This is a genomic window from Frankia sp. RB5 (genome assembly GCF_059816245.1).
Genome location: NZ_JCBATA010000099.1, coordinates 1 through 18,928, shown reverse-complemented (window position 1 = coordinate 18,928; position 18,928 = coordinate 1). Strand labels below are relative to the sequence as shown.

Here is an 18,928-nt window from a genome sequence, read left to right as displayed (position 1 = left end):
AGGAACCACTGACGGGCGGTCGAGTACCCGACCCCGTTCGCCGCAGCCCACTCCTTGAGATTCACCCCACCATTATACAGCGCTCACTGGCGCTAACCGGCGGCCAGTCGGCAGCAGAATTCAACCCTCTCCACGTAAGCGCCCGCCGGGGGGCACGGCCGGCGGGTCCGCGTTCCCGGTTCACCGACCACCCGTCATGCATTAGGTTTTCCTTACCTAACCATGCCGTTCGGGAGGTTGATCGATGGCAACCCTGCGAGAGGCGATTCGCACCGTCAGCGCCGACCGCTCCACCCGCACGATCCAGACCATGATCCAGATCGAGTCGGTGGCCACGGTCTCGCCGTCCTTTCGCCGGGTGACAGCGGTCGGCGACGGACTGGCCGCCTACACCGACCCGATGCCGGCCGACGCGTTCCGGCTGTTCCCGGCGCCGGCGGGGCTGCCAGGAGACGGGTCCGGCGGTGCGGAAACGTCGAGGGCGTTCACCGTGCGCACCTTCGACCCGGCGGCGAACCGGCTGACCTTCGACGTCCACGTCCACGACGGCGGCCTCGCCGGGCGCTGGCTGGACGGCCTCGGCGGCGGCGAGTCCGTGCGGATCATCGGCATGCGCGTCGAGTTCGTCCCCGGCGCGGATGGAGACGGGACGGCGCACCTAAACGGGGACGCGGGTGTAGGGGACGCGGATGTCGGGGACGCGGGTGTAGGGGACGCGGATGTCGGGGACGCGGGTGTCGGGGACGCGGGTGTCGGAGCCAGCGAGGGCCAGCGCGCGGCGGGTGCGGGCCGCAGCGGGGGCGGCACTGACGGCGAGACCGGGCCGTTGATCCTCGCCGCCGATCTCAGCGGGCTGCCCGCCGTCGCGGCGATCCTGGCCGCCCTGCCGTCCGCACGACCTGCCATCGCGGTGATCAGTGGCGCAGCCGCCGGTGACCGCCCGCTCCTGCCCGCCCGGCCAGGAGACGACGTGCGCTGGGTGCCCGCCGGCGGTCTGGTCGACGCGGTGCGCGCGCTGCCCCGGCCGGGAAACGCGGCGACGGCCTGGATCGGCGCGGAGGCGAGCGAGGTCCGGCAGATCCGCCGGGTGGTGCTCGGCGAGCTCGGGGTCCGCCGTCCGCAGCTACGCGCGGCCGCCTACTGGAAGCGCGGCGCCAGCTTCGACGAGATGGACGCCGACACCACCCGCCGCTACACCGAGGCGGTCGCCGCGGGCCGGGACATCACCGATCCGGCCGTCCTGGAGGACCTGGGCCTTGGCTGAGGAGGGGCCTTCCGCCCCTGCCGTCGCCGGATGAAAACCCACACCTCCGCCACAGCCACCCAGCCGTGAACCTGGCATCCCCCAGCATTCCGAACAGGGCGGTTTACTGCCGATCCACGTCCAGCCTGTTTCCCGATTCTGACGGCGACCACACGCCCTCGCGACATATCCGTGTCAACCTTGCCGACCGGTATTGTGGAGTTATCCTTTCTCGGATGGAGTAGCCGCCCGGCCCGGAGGAGCCGCCATGACCGCCGTCCGTACCGCGTCCTACGAGATCCGTCCGGCCAGTCCGGTCCTCGGCGCCGAGATCGTCGGCGTCGACCTCACGACCGAGGTCGACGACGCCACGAGGGAAGCCCTGCGCGCGGACTTCTGGAAGCACAAGGTTCTGGTGTTCCGCGGCCAGCATCTTTCCCCGGACGCGCACGTGCGCGCCGTCCGGATTTTCGACGAGCCGTTCGACCATCCGCGGTGGCTGCACCGCCACGCGGACAACCGCCTCGTCTACACCTTCGACCTGGAGAAGGCCGGCGCGGCCTCGGCATGGCACGTCGGCGGCACGTGGCGCACCCCGCCGTTCGCCCTTGAATCCCTGACCTACCAGGTGGTTCCCCAGGTGGGTGGCCACACCCTGTGGGCCGACCTGCAGGCCGCCTACGACAGCCTGTCCGAGCCCTTCAGGACGCTGCTGGAATCGGTCAGCGCCGTCTACAGCGCCTACCCGGGAGACGGGACCTACGACCGGCCGCCGGTGACCGAGACCGTCGAGCATCCGGTCGTGCGCACCCACCGGCACACCGGTCGCAAGGGCCTGTTGCTCAGTTCCAGCGCGCTGCGCCTGACCGGCGTCGGCAAGGCCGAGGGCGAGGCCCTGCTGCCGTTCCTGCTGGCGCACGCCTCCTCGCCCAATCACACGGTGAGCTTCGGCTGGGCGCCGGGCGACTTCGTGATCTGGGACAACCAGGCCGCCTGGCACTACGCGGTGAACGACTACGACGGACCGCGCGTCTACCGCAAGGTCATCGGCGGCTGACCCTGAGTTCAGGACAGGCACTGAGACATTCGCATTCGTGCACCCGCGGCGAGACGGCCATGGGTGCACGACCAAGGAGGACAACGGCTGTGTCCCGGACGGCGAGCACCCTCTATGCCAGCCCCACCGACGTCGCCACGTACGGCGAGTACACGATCAGGCAGGACCCCGCGGACCCGCGGCCGCTGTACCGGTTCGCCGGGCGGCTCACCGCGGACGGATCGAGCGGCTACCGGGCCGAGCCGGGGCGGTACCACCTGTACTCCGGCTGGTTCTGCCCCTGGGCTCAGCGGGTCACCCTGCAGCTCGCGCTGCACGGGCTGGACGACGTGATCAGCGTGTCCTACGTCGACAACAGCCGGGACGCCCGCGGCTGGGCGTTCCGCGAGACCAACGGCCCGGACCCGGTGAACGGCTTCCTCCTGCTGCGCGACGCCTACGAGGCCACCGAGCCCGGATTCGACGGCCACGTGTCGGTGCCGACGCTGTGGGACCGCGAGACCCGCCGGGTCGTGAGCAACGACTTCGTCACCCTCGGCATCGACATCGCCACCCAGTTCGGTGCCTGGTCGACCGGCGCCGACACCTATCCCGAGCACCTGCGCGTCGAGATCGCCGAGCTCGACGCCTGGATCGGCCCGGCGATCAACCGCGGCGCCCACCGGGCCACCCGTGACGACGCGGCCCGCGCGGCGCTGCTCGACGCGTTCGCCCGGCTCGACACCCGCCTCGCCGACGCCCACCACCTGGTCGGCGGCCAGCTCACCGAGGCGGACCTGCGCCTGTGGGTCTCTCTGGTCCGCTACCGCGGCCGCGCACACGACCTGGACCGTCTTCCGCCTCTGTCCGACTACCCGAACCTGTGGGCCTACGCCCGCCGCCTCTACCAACTGCCCGCATTCCAGGCGACGACCGACGTCCGCACCTTCGCCGACGCGGCCGCCCTGCTTCCCGGCTGGAACACCCCGCCGGCCGCGTAGCCCGGGGGACGAGGGCGAGGGCGAGGGCGAGCACGTCCGCGGGTCACCCGCCGGCGGATTTCACTCCTGGTGATGCCCACCGCTGCTACCGTCGTCGGCGTGCGGGCAGATGCCATTCCGGGCAGCGGCGGGCCGCCCCTGCTCGGGTACACGCTGCGCTATCTGCGCGACCCGGCGCCGCACTGGCGGCGGCGTTATGACCGGTACGGGCCGGTGTCCTGGGAGCGCACGTTCGGCCTTCGGGTGGTGACCCTGCTCGGCCCGGACGCCACCGGCGTGGCCCTGCGCAACCAGGACTCGGCCTTCGCCAATGGTCCGGGCCAGGAGCTGCTCGCCGGTCCCTTCTTCCGCCGCGGGCTGACGATGCTCGATTTCGACGAGCACCGCCATCATCGCCGCATCGTCGCCGCGGCCTTCACGCCGGAGCGCCTGCGCGGCTACCTGACCACCATGAATCCGGCCATCGCCCGCGGTCTCGCCGGCTGGCAGCCGGATCCGGCGTTCCGGGTCTATCCCGCCATGAAGAGGCTGACCCTTCAGATCGCCATCGAGATCTTCATGGGGGAACAGATCGGGCCGGCGGCCGATCGTTTCAACGGGGCGCTGTACGACTGCCTGCGCGCGGCGGCGTCGGTGGTGCGGGTGCCGGTCCCGGGGTTGCGCTGGTCGCGGGGACTCGCGGCCCGGCGGCGGTTGGAGGAGTTCCTGCGGCCGCTGGTGCCGGTGCGGCGGGCGGCGGACGGTCCCGACCTGTTCAGCCGCCTGTGCCACGCGCGCGACGAGGACGGCAACGCGCTCGACGACGAGGACGTCGTCAACCACATGATCCTCATGATGGCCGCGGCGCATGACACGTCGACGGGCACGATGACCAGCATGATGTACTTCCTGGCCCGGTATCCGGCGTGGCAGGACGCCTGCCGGCGGGAGTCGCGTGCACTCGGCGCGGACATGCTCGGCTACGGGGACCTCGGACGACTGACCGCGTTGGATCAGGTCATGCGGGAATCGCTGCGGCTCATCACCCCCGTGCCGATTCTCGTGCGCAAGGCGGCGCGTGACGTCGACGTGCTCGGCGTGCGCGTTCCCGCCGATTCTCTCGTCGCCGCCATCCCCGGTTTCACCCATCAGATGCGGGAGTACTGGCCGGACCCGGAGCGATTCGACCCCGAGCGGTTCGCCGCCCACCGCCGCGAGGACAAGATCCATCCCTACGCCTGGCAGCCGTTCGGCGGTGGCCCGCATACCTGCATCGGCCTGCATTTCGCCGGCCAGCAGATCAAGGCCGTCCTGCACCAGCTGCTCCTGCGCCGCCGCTGGAGCCTGCCCGACGGCTACCGCCTCTCCCTCGACCGGTTCCCGCTGCCCGTTCCCCGCGACGGTCTGCCCGTTCGTCTGGAACCGGCCGAAACGCCGAAGCGAACGTCACCGGAGCCGCCGGCCGGCCCGTGATCAGCGGGCGCGACGGACCTCCGATGGCCGGCCGTGCCGGCCGACGGACCTCCGAAGGCCGGCCGTGCCGGGATGCGCGGAAGCCGGTCACGACGGAGCCACCTCGACGACGACCTTTCCGCGGGCGAGTCCATCCCGCCGGACCATGCCGGCTCGTCGATCACACGTAGGGTGTGGCGCGGAGCCGATGTCGCGCGCGACCTGGTGAGTAGCGACCCCTGACTCGATCGAGGCGAGTGCGTCATCGGGGCCTGGCATCGCGTCGATCTCGGCAGCGAGGGCGCGGGCCGCGATGACGTAGCGAGGGTTCGTGAGCAGCGCGTTCACCGCTTCGCAGATCGCGGACGGGGTGGCCGCGGAACCTTCCAGCACGAGGGCGGCGCCGACCCCACCCACCGCTGCGGCGTTCGCGAACTGGTCGGCGGCCTGGGGCAGGACCAACTGCGGCAGGCCGTGGGCCAGCGCGCCGAGCAGGATCCCGGCGCCGCCCTGCGAGACGACGACGTCGCAGCGCGGCAGCAGCAGCGCGTGCGGCAGGTACCGCTCGACCAGGACATGCGGCGGCTGCGGCCCGAGGTGTTCGGGGTCCACGCCGGGTCCGACCGTGACGACCAGGTTGGCCGGCAGGTCACGCAGACCGGCGACGGCCGCGTCCAGCAGGCCTGGCCGGAGCTGGTGGAACACCGTGCCCAGGGTGAGGTGCACGGTTCGCTCATGCGGCAGCGCGTCGAGCGACGCGGGCAACCCCTCCCCCGCGGCGGGCTCGCCGAGCCCGGGGCGCAGCCGCCGCACCCCGCCCTCCGGGGGATCCTGCGGCGCCAGGCTGGGCGGGCAGATCGACAGGTACGGCGCGGCGCGGCGCATCTGCGCGAGCCCGGACACCTCCCACTGCCGCCCGAGCTCGTCGACGCTGGCGGCGAACATCGACCAGTCGCCGGCCGCGGCGATACCCAGCCCGTGGACGACGTGGCGCAGGCCGCCGCGGGCCGCGACGACGGCCCCGGCGAACTCGAGCTCCTCGGAGACGACGAGGTCGGGCCCCCAGGTGTCGACGAGGGGGAGCAGGTCGGCGGCGCGCTGGTGGGCGGTGTGCCAGAAGTAGGCCGGCGAGCTGGGCGTTCCCGCTTCGGCGCCGGTGGGCCCGACGGGCCAGGTGGCCAGGCCGCGGCGCGCCACCCGCGCCCCCAGGTCGGCGCCGGTGGCGACGGCGACCTCATGTCCGGCGCGCTGGGCGGCCAGTGCGAGTGGCAGCAGGGTGTTGACGTGACCGAACAACGGGCAGGCGGTGAACAGGATCCGCATCGACAGCTCCCCGGCGAGCGACGGACGACCGCCAGCGCGCAGCGCCGGAACGGTCAGCGACCCCGCCGTCGGGCGGGCATGCGCCGGTCAGACCGACCGACCACACCGCCGATGATGGTTCACCGAACAGGGGATCCAGCGCGCCCGCCGTCAGCCTGACTGTCTTCTGCCCGACGCCGCGGCGGCATGGGGAGCGGGGCGCCGCGGGCGATCCTGGTCAGGGCGCGCGAGGATCCGCGTGACCGCACCGGCATCCAACGCTCACGGGCGTATCCCCGCGGACGCCAGCAGCGTGCGGGTGTAGTCGTGGGCGGGGGCGGTGAGGACCTGCTCGGCCTCCCCCGCCTCGACGGTCCGCCCGTCCTTCATCACCAGGACGCGGTCACTGACGTGCCGAATCACTCCGAGATCGTGCGAGATGAACAGCACCGCGAGGCCGAACCCGGCCTGCAGATCGGCGAGCAGGTCGAGGATCTGGGCCTGGATGGACACGTCCAACGCCGAGACGGGTTCGTCGCAGACGAGCAGATCCGGCTCGGGGGCGATGGCCCGCGCGAGGGCGACCCGCTGCCGCTGGCCGCCGGACAGCTCCAGCGGGCGCCGGTCGAGCAGGCGCGCGCTGAGGCCCACGGTGTCGAGCAGGTCGACCACCCGGGCCCGCCGCGCAGGGCCACGCGGCACGCCGGCGACGGCGACGGCCTCCGCGACGAGCCGCTCCACCGTGAACCGCGGGTCGAACGACCCGAGCGGATCCTGGTAGACGGCCTGCACGCGGCGGCGGTGCGGGCGGCGGCTCTTCTCGGCGACGCCCTGGCCGTTCCACCGCTGGCCCGCGAACCAGACGGTGCCCTCGTCCGGCTCCAGGGCGCCGAGCACCATCCTGGCCGTCGTCGTCTTCCCCGATCCGGACTCGCCGACCAGGCCCAGGGTCCGGCCGGCGGGCAGCGCGAACGTGACGTCCCGCGCCGCCTCATGCCAGGTCCCGTCCGGCGCGCGGAAACGCTTGCCCAGCCCGTCGACGCGCAGGAGGACGTCGCTCTCGTCCCGGCCCGCGCGCGCGGGTTCCGCCGGCCCGGGACCCGCGAGGGCGCGCGGCGAGTCGCCACGGACCGTACCGCTGACGGCGACCGCTTCACTGATGGCGGCCGCTTCGCCAGCGGCGATGACATCGCTGCCGGCGGGACGGCGGGGCGCGGGCGGGAGCAGGACGAGCGGCGCGTCGGCGCTCACCGGATGCCAGCACGCCACCTGATGCCCGGGGCCCGCCTCGGCCAGGGCTGGCCGCAACGTGCGGCACCGGTCGTCGGCCAGCCGGCAGCGGGCGGCGTACGGACATCCAGGGCCGGCCAGGTCGAGGTCCGAGCCGGTCGCCGCGGTGGTGGACAGCCGCGTGCCGCGGGCGTGCAGCGACGGGACCGCGTCGATCAGCGCCCGGGTGTAGGGGTGGTGCGGCTCGTCGAGAACCTGGCCGGGCGTTCCCCGCTCGACGATGAGCCCGGCGTACATGACGGCGATCTCGTCGGCGAGGCGGGCGACCACGGCGAGATCGTGGCTGATCAGCAGGAGGGACGAGCCGGCGTCCGTCAGCCGTCCCAGCAGGTCCAGGACCTGGACCTGGACGGTGACGTCCAGCGCGGTCGTCGGCTCGTCGGCGATGAGCAGCCGTGGTCCGGCGGCGATCGCGGACGCGATCAGCGCGCGCTGGCGCAGACCGCCGGAGAGCTCGTGCGGACGCTGGCGGGCCCGCCGGTGCGGGTCGGGGATACCGACCTCGGCCAGCAGCGAGTGCACCCGCTCGTCGATCTGGGCGCGGGGGACCGTCCTATGCGTGCGCAGGGTCTCCGCGATCTCGGCACGGACGGTGCGCAGGGGGTCCAGCGAGACCAGCGCGTCCTGCAGGATCAGCGCGATGCGCCCGCCGCGCACCGCGCGCCACTGGGCCGGGCTCAGCGCCGTCAGGTCCTGACCGCCGAAGGACAGGTCCCGGGCGGTGACGTTCGCCCGGTCGCCGGCCAGGCCGATGATCGTCCTGGCGGTGACGCTCTTGCCCGAGCCGGACTCGCCGACGAGTGCCAGCGTCCGACCGGGGTCGATCGTGAACGACACGCCGCGCACGGCGTGCACCTGCCGGCCCCGCTGCCCGAAGGACACCTCCAGGCCGTCGACGACGAGCCGCTGGTCCTGGTCGGCGCCCGCATCAGGATGCGGGCGCGGGGCGGGTCGGGTCCGCCGGCCGTCGTCCTCGGTGGTGGTCATCGCCGCGTCCTCCCGGTGAAGGTGGCCTGCAGATGCCGGCCGACGACGTTGATGGCGACGACGGCGGTGGTGACGGCCAGGCCCGGGAACAGGCCGATCCACCAGGCACTCGAGAGGAAGTCGCGGCTCTCCGAGAGCATGGCTCCCCATTCCGGCGCGGGCGGTCTCGTCCCCAGTCCGAGGAAGCTCAGCGACGAGGCGTAGATCAGCGAGGTGCCGAAGCCGACCGTCGCGAGCACCAGCAGCGGGCCGAGCGCGTTCGGCAGGACGTGCCGGACCACCAGCACCCGGCGCCGAAGTCCCAGTCCCACCGCCGCCTCGACGTAGCCCGAGCGCCGCACGAGCATCACCTCCGCGCGGACCATCCGGGCGTACGGCGGGACGAACGCGACCCCGATCGCGACGAGGACGTTGACCGTGCCCGAGCCGAGGACCGCGATCACCACCAGCGCGACGAGCAGCGGCGGCAGTGCGAGCACCATGTCGGTCACCCGCATCAGGACCTGGTCGCCGACGCGGCCGCTGAACCCGGCGGCGAGACCGAGCAGCACGCCGCCGGCGACCGAGACGGCGGTCGCACCGCAGCCGAGCAGCAGGGACGGCCGGGCCCCGTAGGCGACCCGGCTGAACGTGTCGCGGCCGAGCTGGTCGGTGCCGAACAGGTGCTTCCAGCTCGGTCCCCGCAGCGCCTGGACCGGGTCGGTCCGCGTCGGCGAACCGGCGACCAGCCCGGGCGCGAGCACCACCACGACCGCCACGGCGAGCACCACCGCCGCCACCAGCACCGGGACCGGCACGTCGGCGAGACGGCGGCGGGCCCCGGCGGCCCGCACCGCCAGGACCCGCGGCGAGGCGTCGACGGTCCTCACACCGCCACCGCCTCGGCGCGCAGCCGGGGATCGACCACCACGGCGAGCAGGTCGACCAGCAGCGAGGTCACGACGAAGATCAGCCCGCACAGCAGCACGATCCCCATCACCACGGGCATGTCCTTGGTGCTCACCGCGAGCAGGATCAGCGCGCCGATCCCGGGCCGGCCGAACACCGTCTCGACCGCGACGACCCCGCCGACCAGCGTGCCGGTCAGCCAGCCGGCCAGGGTCAGCAACGGCACCGCCGCGTGCCGGAACGCGTGCCGGGTGGTCACCGCGAGCTGGCTGAGCCCCCGGGCGCGCGCGGTGGTCGCGAACGGCTGGCGCAGCGCCGTCTCCAGTCCCTCCCGCAGCACCTGGCCGAGTACTCCGGCCAGCGACAGCGCCAGCGCCAAGGCGGGCAACACCAGCGAGCGCAGGTCCTGTGCGCCTGCTACCGGGAAGACGTGGAGCTGGAAGGAGAAGGCGGTGAGCAGCAGCAGCCCGGTCCAGAACGCCGGCGTGGAGACGGCCACCAGTTCCCACGCCGAGGCGAGGGAACGCCACGCGGGCCGCCGGCCTGCCGTCGCCACCGCGGACACCGCCGCGATGACGAGGGCGAGACCCAGCGCGGCCGCGGCCAGCTGCAGCGTCGGCCACACCTGACCACCGATGAGCGCCGAGACCGGCTGATTCTGCTGATAGGACTCGCCCAGCCGGCCTCGCACCACATTCGAGAGGTACTGCGCGTACTGCACCACCAGGGGCCGGTCGAAACCGTAGTCGGACCTGATCTGCGCGCGTACCTCCGGAGAGGCCGCCGAGTTCGGGCCGAGCAGGATCGACACCTGGTCCCCGGGAATCAGGTGCAGCGCGCCGAAGGCGAGCGTCGCCGCGCCGACCATCACCACCACCGCGGCGAGAAGCCGCTTCGCCACGCCCGACAGCAGGCGCACGATCACTTCTTGTCCCGCCAGACGTCGTAGAACCGGGGCCAGGCGTTGGTGTCGAAGGTCAGGTCCCGCACATACGAGGCCGCACCGACGATGTAGCTCGGGGTGTACACCGGAATGACCGCCGCGCGCTCGATCACCCGCTGCTGGGTCTTCGCGTAGACGTCATTGCGAACCGACGTGTCGAACGTCCCCTCGCCGGTCACGGTCCACCGGTCGACGTCCGGGTCGTTGAAGTAGGACGCGTTCTGGCCGCCGTTGGCGGCGGTGCTCTTCGAGTGGAAGGCCAGGCGCAGCACGTCCGGCTCGAAGCGGGCCCAGCTCAGGTCGAGCAGGTCGTAGTCGCCGGAGTAGATCGCGTCGATGTAGGTACCGGCGTCCAGGCTCGGCCGCACGATCTCGACACCGATCTTGTGAAGGTCCTCCTGGATGGCCTGGCCCAGGATGTCGCGCTGCTCGCGCACCAGCGAGGGAACGATCGGCCAGCGCAGGCTGAGCCGCTTGCCGTCCTTCGTCCGGTAGCCGCCGGCGTCCCGGCCGGTCCAGCCCGCCTCGTCGAGCAGCCGGTTGGCCTTCGCCGCGTCATAGGGCCAGGTGCCGACCAGCGCCGGGTTGTAGGACGGCGTGAGCGCGCCGACGGGGCTCCAGGCCCGCTTGTACTGGCCGAAGTACACGGTCCGCACGTTCTGGTCGATGTTGATGCCCTGCTGCAGCGCCTTGCGGACCCGCTCGTCGGTCAGCGGCCCGCGGGTGGTGTTGGGGTAGATGTTGTAGTTGCCGCCGGACGCGTCCCGGCGCAGCACCTGCAGGGATCGGTTCGCCTCGACGGCCTTCACGTTCGCCGGCGGCAGCGAGCCGGCGACGTCGATCTGCCCGCTGTTGAGCGCGCCGACCCGCACCGAGTTCTCCCGCAGGAACCGGATGGTCAGCCGGTCGAGGTAGGCCGGGCCGGAGTGCCCGGCGCCCTTCGGCGCCCAGGCGTAGGCCGGGTTGCGGGTGAGCACGACGCTCTGGCCCTTGGTGTAGCTGCTGAACAGGAAGGGACCGGTCCCGACGTCCACCGGCCCGCCGGCGCTGAGCTTGCCGGCGTTCTCGGCGAGCGCCTTGGGCGAGTAGAAGCCCAGGTAGGCGGTGCTGGCCGCCTGCAGGAACGGCGCGAACGGCTGGGAGAAGCTGACCTTCACCGTGGTCGGGTCGATCACCTCGGTGCCCGTGTAGGGGCCCAGCAGGCTCGCCGCGAACTGGGACTTGGTCGTCTTGGCCACGACGTGCTCGAAGTTCAGCTTCACCGCCTCGGCGTCGAACGCGGTCCCGTCGCTGAACCGCACTCCCGTGCGCAGGTGGAAGGTGTAGCTCCTCAGGTCCGGCGCGGTCTCCCAGGACTCGGCCAGCCAGGGGTGGAACGCGCCCTTGGAGTCCTGGTAGACGAGCGAGTCGAACACGTTGCGCTGGATGAGCGCCGTGACGTCCTGCGGGCTCACGTGGATGTCGAAGTTGATCGGCTCGGTGTCGGTGGCGAAGGTCAGCGAGCCGCCGCTGACGGGGCGGCCGGAGGCCTGGCCCGCGGTCGAGCCGCCGCCGGAGGAGCCACACGCGGCGAACGCCGTCAGGGCGACGACGACGAGCAGCAGGAGTCGATGCCGGGTTCGGGTAAAGCGCATACAGCCACTCCAAAGGGCCGCGGGAGCAGAGGCGGAGAGCCGTCCGGTAAACCGCGAGGCGAAGTCGTGCAGACGACAGAAAATCAGGGGACAGCGGCGCGCAGGGTCAGGCGCAACCCCTGCCCGCGAGAGCCGGAGGACCGGGGCTTCCGAGAACCCGCCGGTACGGAATTCCGGCGGGAGAATGGACCGCGCCGATTAACGGGAGGCGGTCAGCGAGTACACCCCGCACAGGGCCCGACGACCAGCTCGGTGCGGTGGACCGGGGCGGGAAATACTCTTCCGGCGAACATGGCGCCGATCGTAACGGCGAGCTCCACATCAGGGGAACCGGCTCACTTATGATGCAGATCACAGTTTCCATCGGCAACCCGGGAAATATTGCTGATCTGAAACAGCGCTGCCACCATAACCCGAGATATTCGGGCAGACAGGGGTGCCCCAGAGGCGTGCTGGGGTTGGCGATAGGGGTTGCCCCCGCCTAGCGTCAGATCCGTCTGGCAGTGCGGAAAGGAAAGCACCGAGACTGCTTTCCTTCGCACCTCGGGGCACCGGTCGACGAAGGCCGCTGCCCGGCTGTCCGCCCCCCGGTCCCACGGTCGGAGAACGCCGGACGCCGTCACCGCCGGAGGTGCCCCCGGGCACGACCAGTCCCGTGCCGGGGCCGGTCCGGCTTCCGCTCCCCAGCCGAAGGGGCTCGCCACATGAGCACGACCGAACCTGTCTCCCGCCCAGGCGGCGAGACCGTCACGGCGGCCGCCGTCGATGCCCCACCCGGGCTGCCGCCCGTGCTCGGCGGCGTCGACCTGACGGACTCCGCGGGTTTCGCCGACGGCATCCCCTACGACGTCCTCGCCCGGCTGCGGGCGCAGGCGCCGATCCTGTTCCACCCGCCGGGGATCTCCGTGGACGGCGAGGGGTTCTGGGTGCTGACCCGCCACGCCGACATCGCCGCCGCCGCGGCCGATCCCGTCTTCTCCTCCCAGGGCGGCGGTGGCCGCTCCGGCGGCGGTACCCATCTCGACGACCTGCCGGTCGGTGTGCACGCCGGCGTCCTGATCGGGATGACCGACGACCCTCGCCACGCGCTCGTTCGGGACCTGCTGGAGCCCTCGTTCGACCGGTACGCCGCCGCCGCGCTGGAACCCGAGCTGCGCCGGCTGGCCGCGCGGCGGGTGCGGGCGGCCCTCGAGCGCGGCTCGGGCAACTTCGCGGCGGACGTCGCCGGGCCGTACGCGACCGACGCGGTGGCGCTGCTGCTCGGCGCTCCGCGCACCGACTGGCCCACCCTGACCGGCTGGACCGACGCGGTCGCCGGACTGGTCAACCGCCGCACCGGCGCCGTCGACGACGAGTCGCGGGCGATCGGCCTCGGCATCGCCGAGTACTGCGGCGGACTGCTCGCGGCGCGGCGCGCCCAGCCCGTGGCCGGGGTGGCCTCGGTGCTCGCCACCGCCGAGCTCGCCGAGCACGCCGAGGAGCCGCCGCTGTCCGACCACGATCGCGTCGCCAATCTCAACCTGCTGTTCCTGACCGGCGTCGAGCAGCCGCGCAACACGGCCGCGAGCGGCGTCCTGGCGCTCGCCGAGCACCCCGACCAGTGGCGGGCGCTACGGGCGGACCGGTCACTGCTGCCCACCGCGATCGAGGAGATCCTGCGCTGGGCCCCGCCGAACCCCTACAACCGGCGGACCGCCCGGACCGACGTCGACGTACGCGGGGTGCGAATCCGGGCCGGGCAGAAGGTCACCCTGTGGTGGGCGTCGGCGAACCGGGACGAGGACGTGTTCCCCGACGCCGGCCGGTTCGACATCCGCCGCAACCCCAACCCCCACCTGAGCTTCGGCGCCGGCCCGCACGCGTGTCTGGCCGATGACCTCGCCCGCCTGGAGCTGCGCGTCCTGCTCGAGGAGCTGCTCGACCGGGTCGAGGAGCTCCGGCTCACCGGCCCGGTGGCCTGGACCCCCAGCAACAAGCACGCGGTGGTCGTCGATCTCCCCCTGGAGCTGGTTCCCGCGGCGGGCCGCTCGCGCCCCGCGGCGACGGACGGACACGGTCGAAAGGAACGGGACGGCGATGAGCACTGAACCCCACCTGAGCGAGACGCCCGCGGAGCCTTCCGGGGAGCCCGTGGCCGTGATCGGGCTGTCCTGCCGCCTGCCGGGTGCCGCATCCCCGCAGGCGTTCTGGCGGCTGCTGGTCGACGGCGTCGACGCGGTGAGCGAGGTCCCGCGCTCGCGTGCGGAGCCCGACGGTCTCCTCCCGGCGCGGATGACGGCGGGGACGCCGTTTCGGGGCGGGTTCCTGCCACACGTGGACCTCTTCGACGCGGACTTCTTCGGCGTCTCCGCGCGCGAGGCACGGTCGGTCGACCCGCAGCAGCGGCTCGCGCTCGAGCTGGCCTGGGAGGTCCTCGAAGACGCCCGCGCCCCACGGCCCGAGAAGGACACCGGACCGGTCGGGGTGTTCGTCGGCGCCATCGCCGACGACTACGCGAGACTCGCCCACGCGCAGGGCCCGGCCGCGCTGACCCCGCACACCCTGACCGGCCAGAGCCGCAGCCTGCTGGCCAACCGCGTCTCGTACGTCCTGGGGCTGTCCGGCCCGAGCCTCGTGGTGGACTCCGGCCAGTCGTCCTCCCTGGTCGCCGTCCACCTGGCCTGCGAGAGCATCCGCTCCGGGCAGAGCGCGCTCGCCCTCGCCGGCGGGGTGAGCCTCACCCTCGAGGCCGCGGGTTTCCTCAGCGCCGAGCGTTTCGGCGCGCTGTCGCCCGACGGGCGCTGCCACACCTTCGACGCCCGGGCCAACGGGTACGTGCGGGGCGAGGGCGGGGGCATGGTCGCCCTGAAGTCGCTGCGTCGCGCCCTCGCCGACGGCGACCGGATCCACGCGGTCATCCGCGGTGGCGCGGTCAACAACGACGCCGGCGGCGAGGGTCTGACGGTTCCCCGCCAGGGCGCCCAGCAGGACGTGCTGACCGCCGCCTACGCGCGCGCCGGGGTCGCGCCGGCGCGGGTGCGGTTCGTGGAACTGCACGGCACCGGAACCCCGGTCGGCGATCCGGTCGAGGCCGCCGCGCTGGGCGCCGTGCTCGGACGTGGCCGTCCCGCCGAGTCCCCCCTGCTCGTCGGCTCGGTGAAGACGAACATCGGCCATCTGGAGGGCGCCGCCGGCATCGCCGGGCTCCTCAAGGCGGTGCTGAGCGTCGCCGCGGGCGTTCTGCCGGCGAGCCTCCACTTCCAGACGCCGAACCCACGCATCCCGTTGGACGAGCTGAACCTGCGGGTCAACGAGGCGACGCGAGCACTGGAGCCCACCGACGGCCCGTTGATCGCCGGGGTCAGCTCCTTCGGCATGGGCGGCACCAACTGCCATCTGGTCCTCTCCGCGGCTCCCGCGCCCGCACCCGCGTCCTGGCCGGTGCTGGCGCCGGCGCCAGCGACGGTGCCCGGGTCCGAGGCGGTGCCCGGGTCCGAGGCGGTGCCCGCGCCGGTGCGGGTTCCCGCCGATCCTCATCCCGGCGCGGCGGATCAGGCCGGCGTCCTCACGTCGGACGACCCCGCGCCGCTGGTCTTCCCGATCTCCGGCCGTGGGCCGCGGGCGCTGCGCGAGCAGGCCGCGCGCCTGCGGGACCATCTGCTGGCCCGTCCGGACGCCGACCTGGCCGACGTCGCCTACTCCCTGGCCACCACCCGGCGGACGTTCGAGCACCGCATGGCGATCCTCGCCGCCGACCGCACGAACCTTCTCCAGGACCTCGCCACGCTCGCCGACGGGCGGCCCACCCCCGGTTCCATCACCCGCGGGCCCCTGGACGCGGCGGACCGGCCGGTCCTGGTGTTTCCCGGCCAGGGGTCGCAGTGGGTGGGCATGGTCCGCGACCTGCTGCCGGCGTCCGACGTCTTCCGGCGGCACTGGAACGACTGCGCCGCCGCGCTCGCCCCGTTCGTCGACTGGTCACCGGACGACGCGATCCTCGACGAGGCGCTGCTCTCCCGCAGCGACGTGGTGCAACCGCTGCTGTGGGCCGCCATGGTCTGCCTCGCCCGGCTGTGGGCCGCGTACGGCGTGGCACCGGCGGCGGTCGTCGGCCACTCGCAGGGAGAGATCGCCGCCGCGCACATCGCCGGCGTCCTGTCCCTGCGCGACGCGGCGAAGGCCGTCGCGTTGCGCAGCCAGGCGCTCGTCGCCCTCACCGGGGTGGGCGGGATGGCGACCGTCGGGCTGTCCGCCTCGGCCGTGGCCGCCCGGCTGGGCCGGTGGGACGGCCAGCTGCATCTGGCCGCCGTCAACGGACCGCGGTCGACGGTGGTGTCGGGGGCGTCGGCGGCCCTGCGGGAGTTCGTCGCGGACGCCGAGGATGCCGGGATCTTCGCGCGGGTCGTCCCGGTCGGCTATCCGTCGCACTCCCCCTACGTCGAGCCGGTCCGCGAACGGCTGCTCGCCGCCCTCGCCGACATCGTGGCCCACCCGGCCGAGGTGCCCTTCTACTCGACGGTCACCGGCGGCGCCCTCACCGACACCAGTGTGCTCGGCGCCGACTACTGGTACACGAACCTGCGCCAGACCGTGCGGTACGAGGAGGCGGTTCGCGCCCTCGCCGTGGACGGGCACCGCATCTTCCTCGAGTCCAGCACGCATCCCGTGCTGACCATCGGCACCCAGGAGACCCTCGACGACGCGGACGTCGACGGCATCGCGCTCGCGACGCTGCGACGCGGCGAGGGCGACCTGGGACGGTTCCACGTCGCCGCCGCCGACGCGTTCGCCTGCGGGCTTGAGGTGGACTGGCGCCCCGCCTACGCGGGCCGTTCCGTCCACCGCACCGACCTGCCCACCTACGCGTTCCAGCGCCGGCGCCACTGGCTCGCCCCGTCCCCGACCCCACCCGACGACGACCGCGCCGCCGGCCGCGCGAGCAGCACGGGCAGCACGAGCAGCGCGAGCAGCACGAGCAGCACGGGCTTCTCGCACGGCCCGCTTCTCGCGGACGATGCGGACCTCGCCAGCAGCGCGGACGCCGAGGCAAGCGCCGGCGCAGTGCCGTCCGCAGACGAAGCCGAGCGGCGGGTCGCCGACGAGAGCGGCCTGCGGGCCGAACTCGCGGGTGTGCCCGAGCGTGATCGGCGCACGCGCCTCGCGACCCTGGTCCTCGCCGAGGTGGCCGCAGTTCTGGGCGACGACCAGGTCGCCGACCTGACCAGGACGTTCCGTGATCTCGGTCTGGATTCGCACCTGTCGACGGAGCTTCGCAACCGCCTGGTCGCCGCGACAGGTCTGCGGCTGCCGGCGGGGCTGCTGTTCGACCACCCGACCCCCGGCAGGCTCGTCGAGCATCTGCTGGCCGGCCTGACGGACGCCACCGACGATTCCCGGCAGGCCGTGGGCCACGGACCGTCCGCCGACGAACCGATCGCGGTGGTGGGGATCGCGTGCCGTTTCCCGGGGGGTATCGCCTCGCCGGAGGATCTGTGGCGGCTGGTCGAGGCCGGCGGCGAGGCGATCGGTGACTTTCCGACCGACCGGGGCTGGGATCTGGACAGCCTGTTCGACCCCGACCCGGACCATCCGGGTACCTCCTACAGCCGCGCCGGTGGATTCCTCAGCGACGTCGGTGGTTTCGACGCCGAGTTCTTCGAGATCAGCCCACGCGAGGCACTCGCGATGGACCCGCAGCAGCGGCTTCTGCTCGAGACCAGCTGGGAGGCCCTGGAGAACGCCGGCATCGATCCGGACACTCTGCGCGGAACATCCACCGGCGTCTTCAGCGGGGTGATGTCCACGGACTACGGGCCGCGCCTCCATGAAGGCGCCGGCGCCGGGCAGGCCGGGGGTTACCTGCTGACCGGTAGCGCGGGCAGTGTGGCGTCAGGTCGGGTGTCGTACGTGTTCGGGTTCGAGGGGCCCGCGGTCACCATCGACACCGCCTGCTCCTCCTCCCTCGTGGCCATCCACCTCGCCGTCCAGTCCCTGCGCTCCGGCGAAAGCACCCTCGCCCTCGCCAGCGGCGCCACCACCATGGCCAGCCCCGGCATGTTCATCGAGTTCAGCCGTCAACGGGGCCTGTCCCCCGACGGCCGCTGCCGTTCGTTCTCCGCCGACGCCAACGGCACCGGCTGGTCCGAAGGCATCGGCGTCCTCCTCCTCGAACGCCTCACCGACGCCATCGCCAACAACCATCCGATCCACGCCGTCATCCGCGGCACCGCCATCAACCAGGACGGCGCCAGCAACGGCCTCACCGCCCCCAACGGCCCTTCGCAGGAACGCGTCATCCGCCAGGCCCTCGCCAACGCCCAGCTCTCCCCCACCGACATCGACGTCATCGAAGCCCACGGCACCGGCACACCCCTCGGCGACCCCATCGAAGCGCACGCCCTCACCGCCACCTACGGCCACCACCGGCCAGAAAACCAGCCCCTCTGGCTCGGCAGTCTCAAATCCAACATCGGCCACACCCAGGCCGCCGCCGGCGTCGCCGGCATCATCAAAATCATCCAAGCTCTCCACCACAACACCCTCCCCGCCACCCTCCACGCCGAGCGCCCCACCCCCCACATCGACTGGGAACACGAAAACCTGCACCTCCTCACCACGCCCCAGCCCTGGCCACCCCGCGACACCCCCCGCCGCGCCGGTATCTCCTCCTTCGGTATCAGTGGCACCAACGCCCACATCATCCTCGAAGAACCCCCCACCACCGGAACAGCAGAACACACGGAAGCGGTGGGCGACGAGGAAGACACGGCCATCGCGGGAGAGGCCGCAACGGCGGACACTCCACCGTTGTTCTTTCCGCTTTCCGCTCGTACTCCCGAGGCTCTACGCGAGCACGCCCGACGTGTTCACCGGCGGCTGCGCGATAATCCCGATCTGCCGTTGACCGGGGTCAGTAGCACCCTGCGGCAGCGGCACGCGTTCGATCACCGAGCGGTCGTTCTCGCCGGCACCCGCACCGGCCTGCTCGAAGGCCTCAGCACCCTCACCACCAGCCCCCCGGAAACCCCAGGAACCCCCCACACCCCCGGGGTTGTGAACCTCACACACAGCGTCCTGACCACCGGTCATGTTCACCCCGGCAGCGAACAACCCGTGTTCATCTTCCCCGGCCAAGGCTCCCAATGGGCAGGCATGGCCACCCACCTCCTCGCCACCAGCCCCACCTTCACCGAA

11 protein-coding genes are annotated in these 18,928 nt (G+C 72.7%); 6 read left to right on the top strand and 5 right to left on the bottom strand.

Translation table 11 applies throughout. From position 1 onward, the window contains the following. Window positions 1–244: 244 nt before the first annotated feature. The 4 genes from AC6EXY_RS31655 to AC6EXY_RS31640 all read left to right on the top strand — a co-directional run bounded on the left by AC6EXY_RS31655 (window position 245) and on the right by AC6EXY_RS31640 (window position 4,732). Window positions 245–1,264, top strand: a complete 1,020-nt coding sequence (locus AC6EXY_RS31655; protein WP_499818809.1) for a siderophore-interacting protein — start codon at window positions 245–247, stop codon at window positions 1,262–1,264. A gap of 247 nt (window positions 1,265–1,511) precedes the next feature. Further along, window positions 1,512–2,300: a TauD/TfdA dioxygenase family protein gene (locus AC6EXY_RS31650; RefSeq protein ID WP_101830367.1), complete on the top strand. Its 789-nt coding sequence runs from the start codon at window positions 1,512–1,514 to the stop codon at window positions 2,298–2,300. An 89-nt stretch (window positions 2,301–2,389) separates the two neighbouring features. Beyond that, window positions 2,390–3,280, top strand: a complete 891-nt coding sequence (locus AC6EXY_RS31645; protein ID WP_243407208.1) for a glutathione S-transferase C-terminal domain-containing protein — start codon at window positions 2,390–2,392, stop codon at window positions 3,278–3,280. Between the two features lie 72 nt (window positions 3,281–3,352). After that, window positions 3,353–4,732, top strand: a complete 1,380-nt coding sequence (locus tag AC6EXY_RS31640; RefSeq protein ID WP_499818808.1) for a cytochrome P450 — start codon at window positions 3,353–3,355, stop codon at window positions 4,730–4,732. Between the two features lie 87 nt (window positions 4,733–4,819). Here the strand turns inward: AC6EXY_RS31640 and AC6EXY_RS31635 are convergent, their stop codons facing one another. The 5 genes from AC6EXY_RS31635 to AC6EXY_RS31615 all read right to left on the bottom strand — a co-directional run bounded on the left by AC6EXY_RS31635 (window position 4,820) and on the right by AC6EXY_RS31615 (window position 11,755). Continuing rightward, on the bottom strand, window positions 4,820–6,034 hold the full coding sequence (locus AC6EXY_RS31635) for a glycosyltransferase (protein WP_101830369.1): 1,215 nt from the start codon (window positions 6,032–6,034) through the stop codon (window positions 4,820–4,822). 261 nt (window positions 6,035–6,295) lie between these two features. Continuing rightward, complete coding sequence (locus tag AC6EXY_RS31630) at window positions 6,296–8,290, bottom strand: dipeptide ABC transporter ATP-binding protein (protein WP_101830370.1); 1,995 nt, start codon at window positions 8,288–8,290, stop codon at window positions 6,296–6,298. Beyond that, a complete protein-coding gene (locus tag AC6EXY_RS31625) occupies window positions 8,287–9,159 on the bottom strand; it encodes an ABC transporter permease (RefSeq protein ID WP_101830371.1) in 873 nt (290 codons plus the stop codon). Before AC6EXY_RS31625 ends, AC6EXY_RS31630 begins: the two co-directional genes overlap by 4 nt. Further along, entirely contained in the window at window positions 9,156–10,097 is a 942-nt protein-coding gene (locus AC6EXY_RS31620; RefSeq protein ID WP_341477189.1) for an ABC transporter permease, read from the bottom strand. The genes AC6EXY_RS31625 and AC6EXY_RS31620 overlap by 4 nt, the downstream gene beginning before the upstream one ends. 2 nt (window positions 10,098–10,099) lie before the next feature. Further along, window positions 10,100–11,755, bottom strand: coding sequence for an ABC transporter substrate-binding protein (locus AC6EXY_RS31615; RefSeq protein WP_101830372.1), 1,656 nt, complete (start codon window positions 11,753–11,755; stop codon window positions 10,100–10,102). A gap of 704 nt (window positions 11,756–12,459) precedes the next feature. Between AC6EXY_RS31615 and AC6EXY_RS31610 the strand changes: the two genes are divergently transcribed. Together AC6EXY_RS31610 and AC6EXY_RS31605 are read left to right on the top strand one after the other, a co-directional pair. Next, entirely contained in the window at window positions 12,460–13,842 is a 1,383-nt protein-coding gene (locus AC6EXY_RS31610) for a cytochrome P450 (RefSeq protein ID WP_101830373.1), read from the top strand. After that, window positions 13,832–18,928, top strand: a 5,097-nt coding sequence (locus AC6EXY_RS31605) for a beta-ketoacyl synthase N-terminal-like domain-containing protein (RefSeq protein WP_499818807.1), incomplete at its 3' end; no start/stop codon positions are given. The genes AC6EXY_RS31610 and AC6EXY_RS31605, both read left to right, overlap by 11 nt.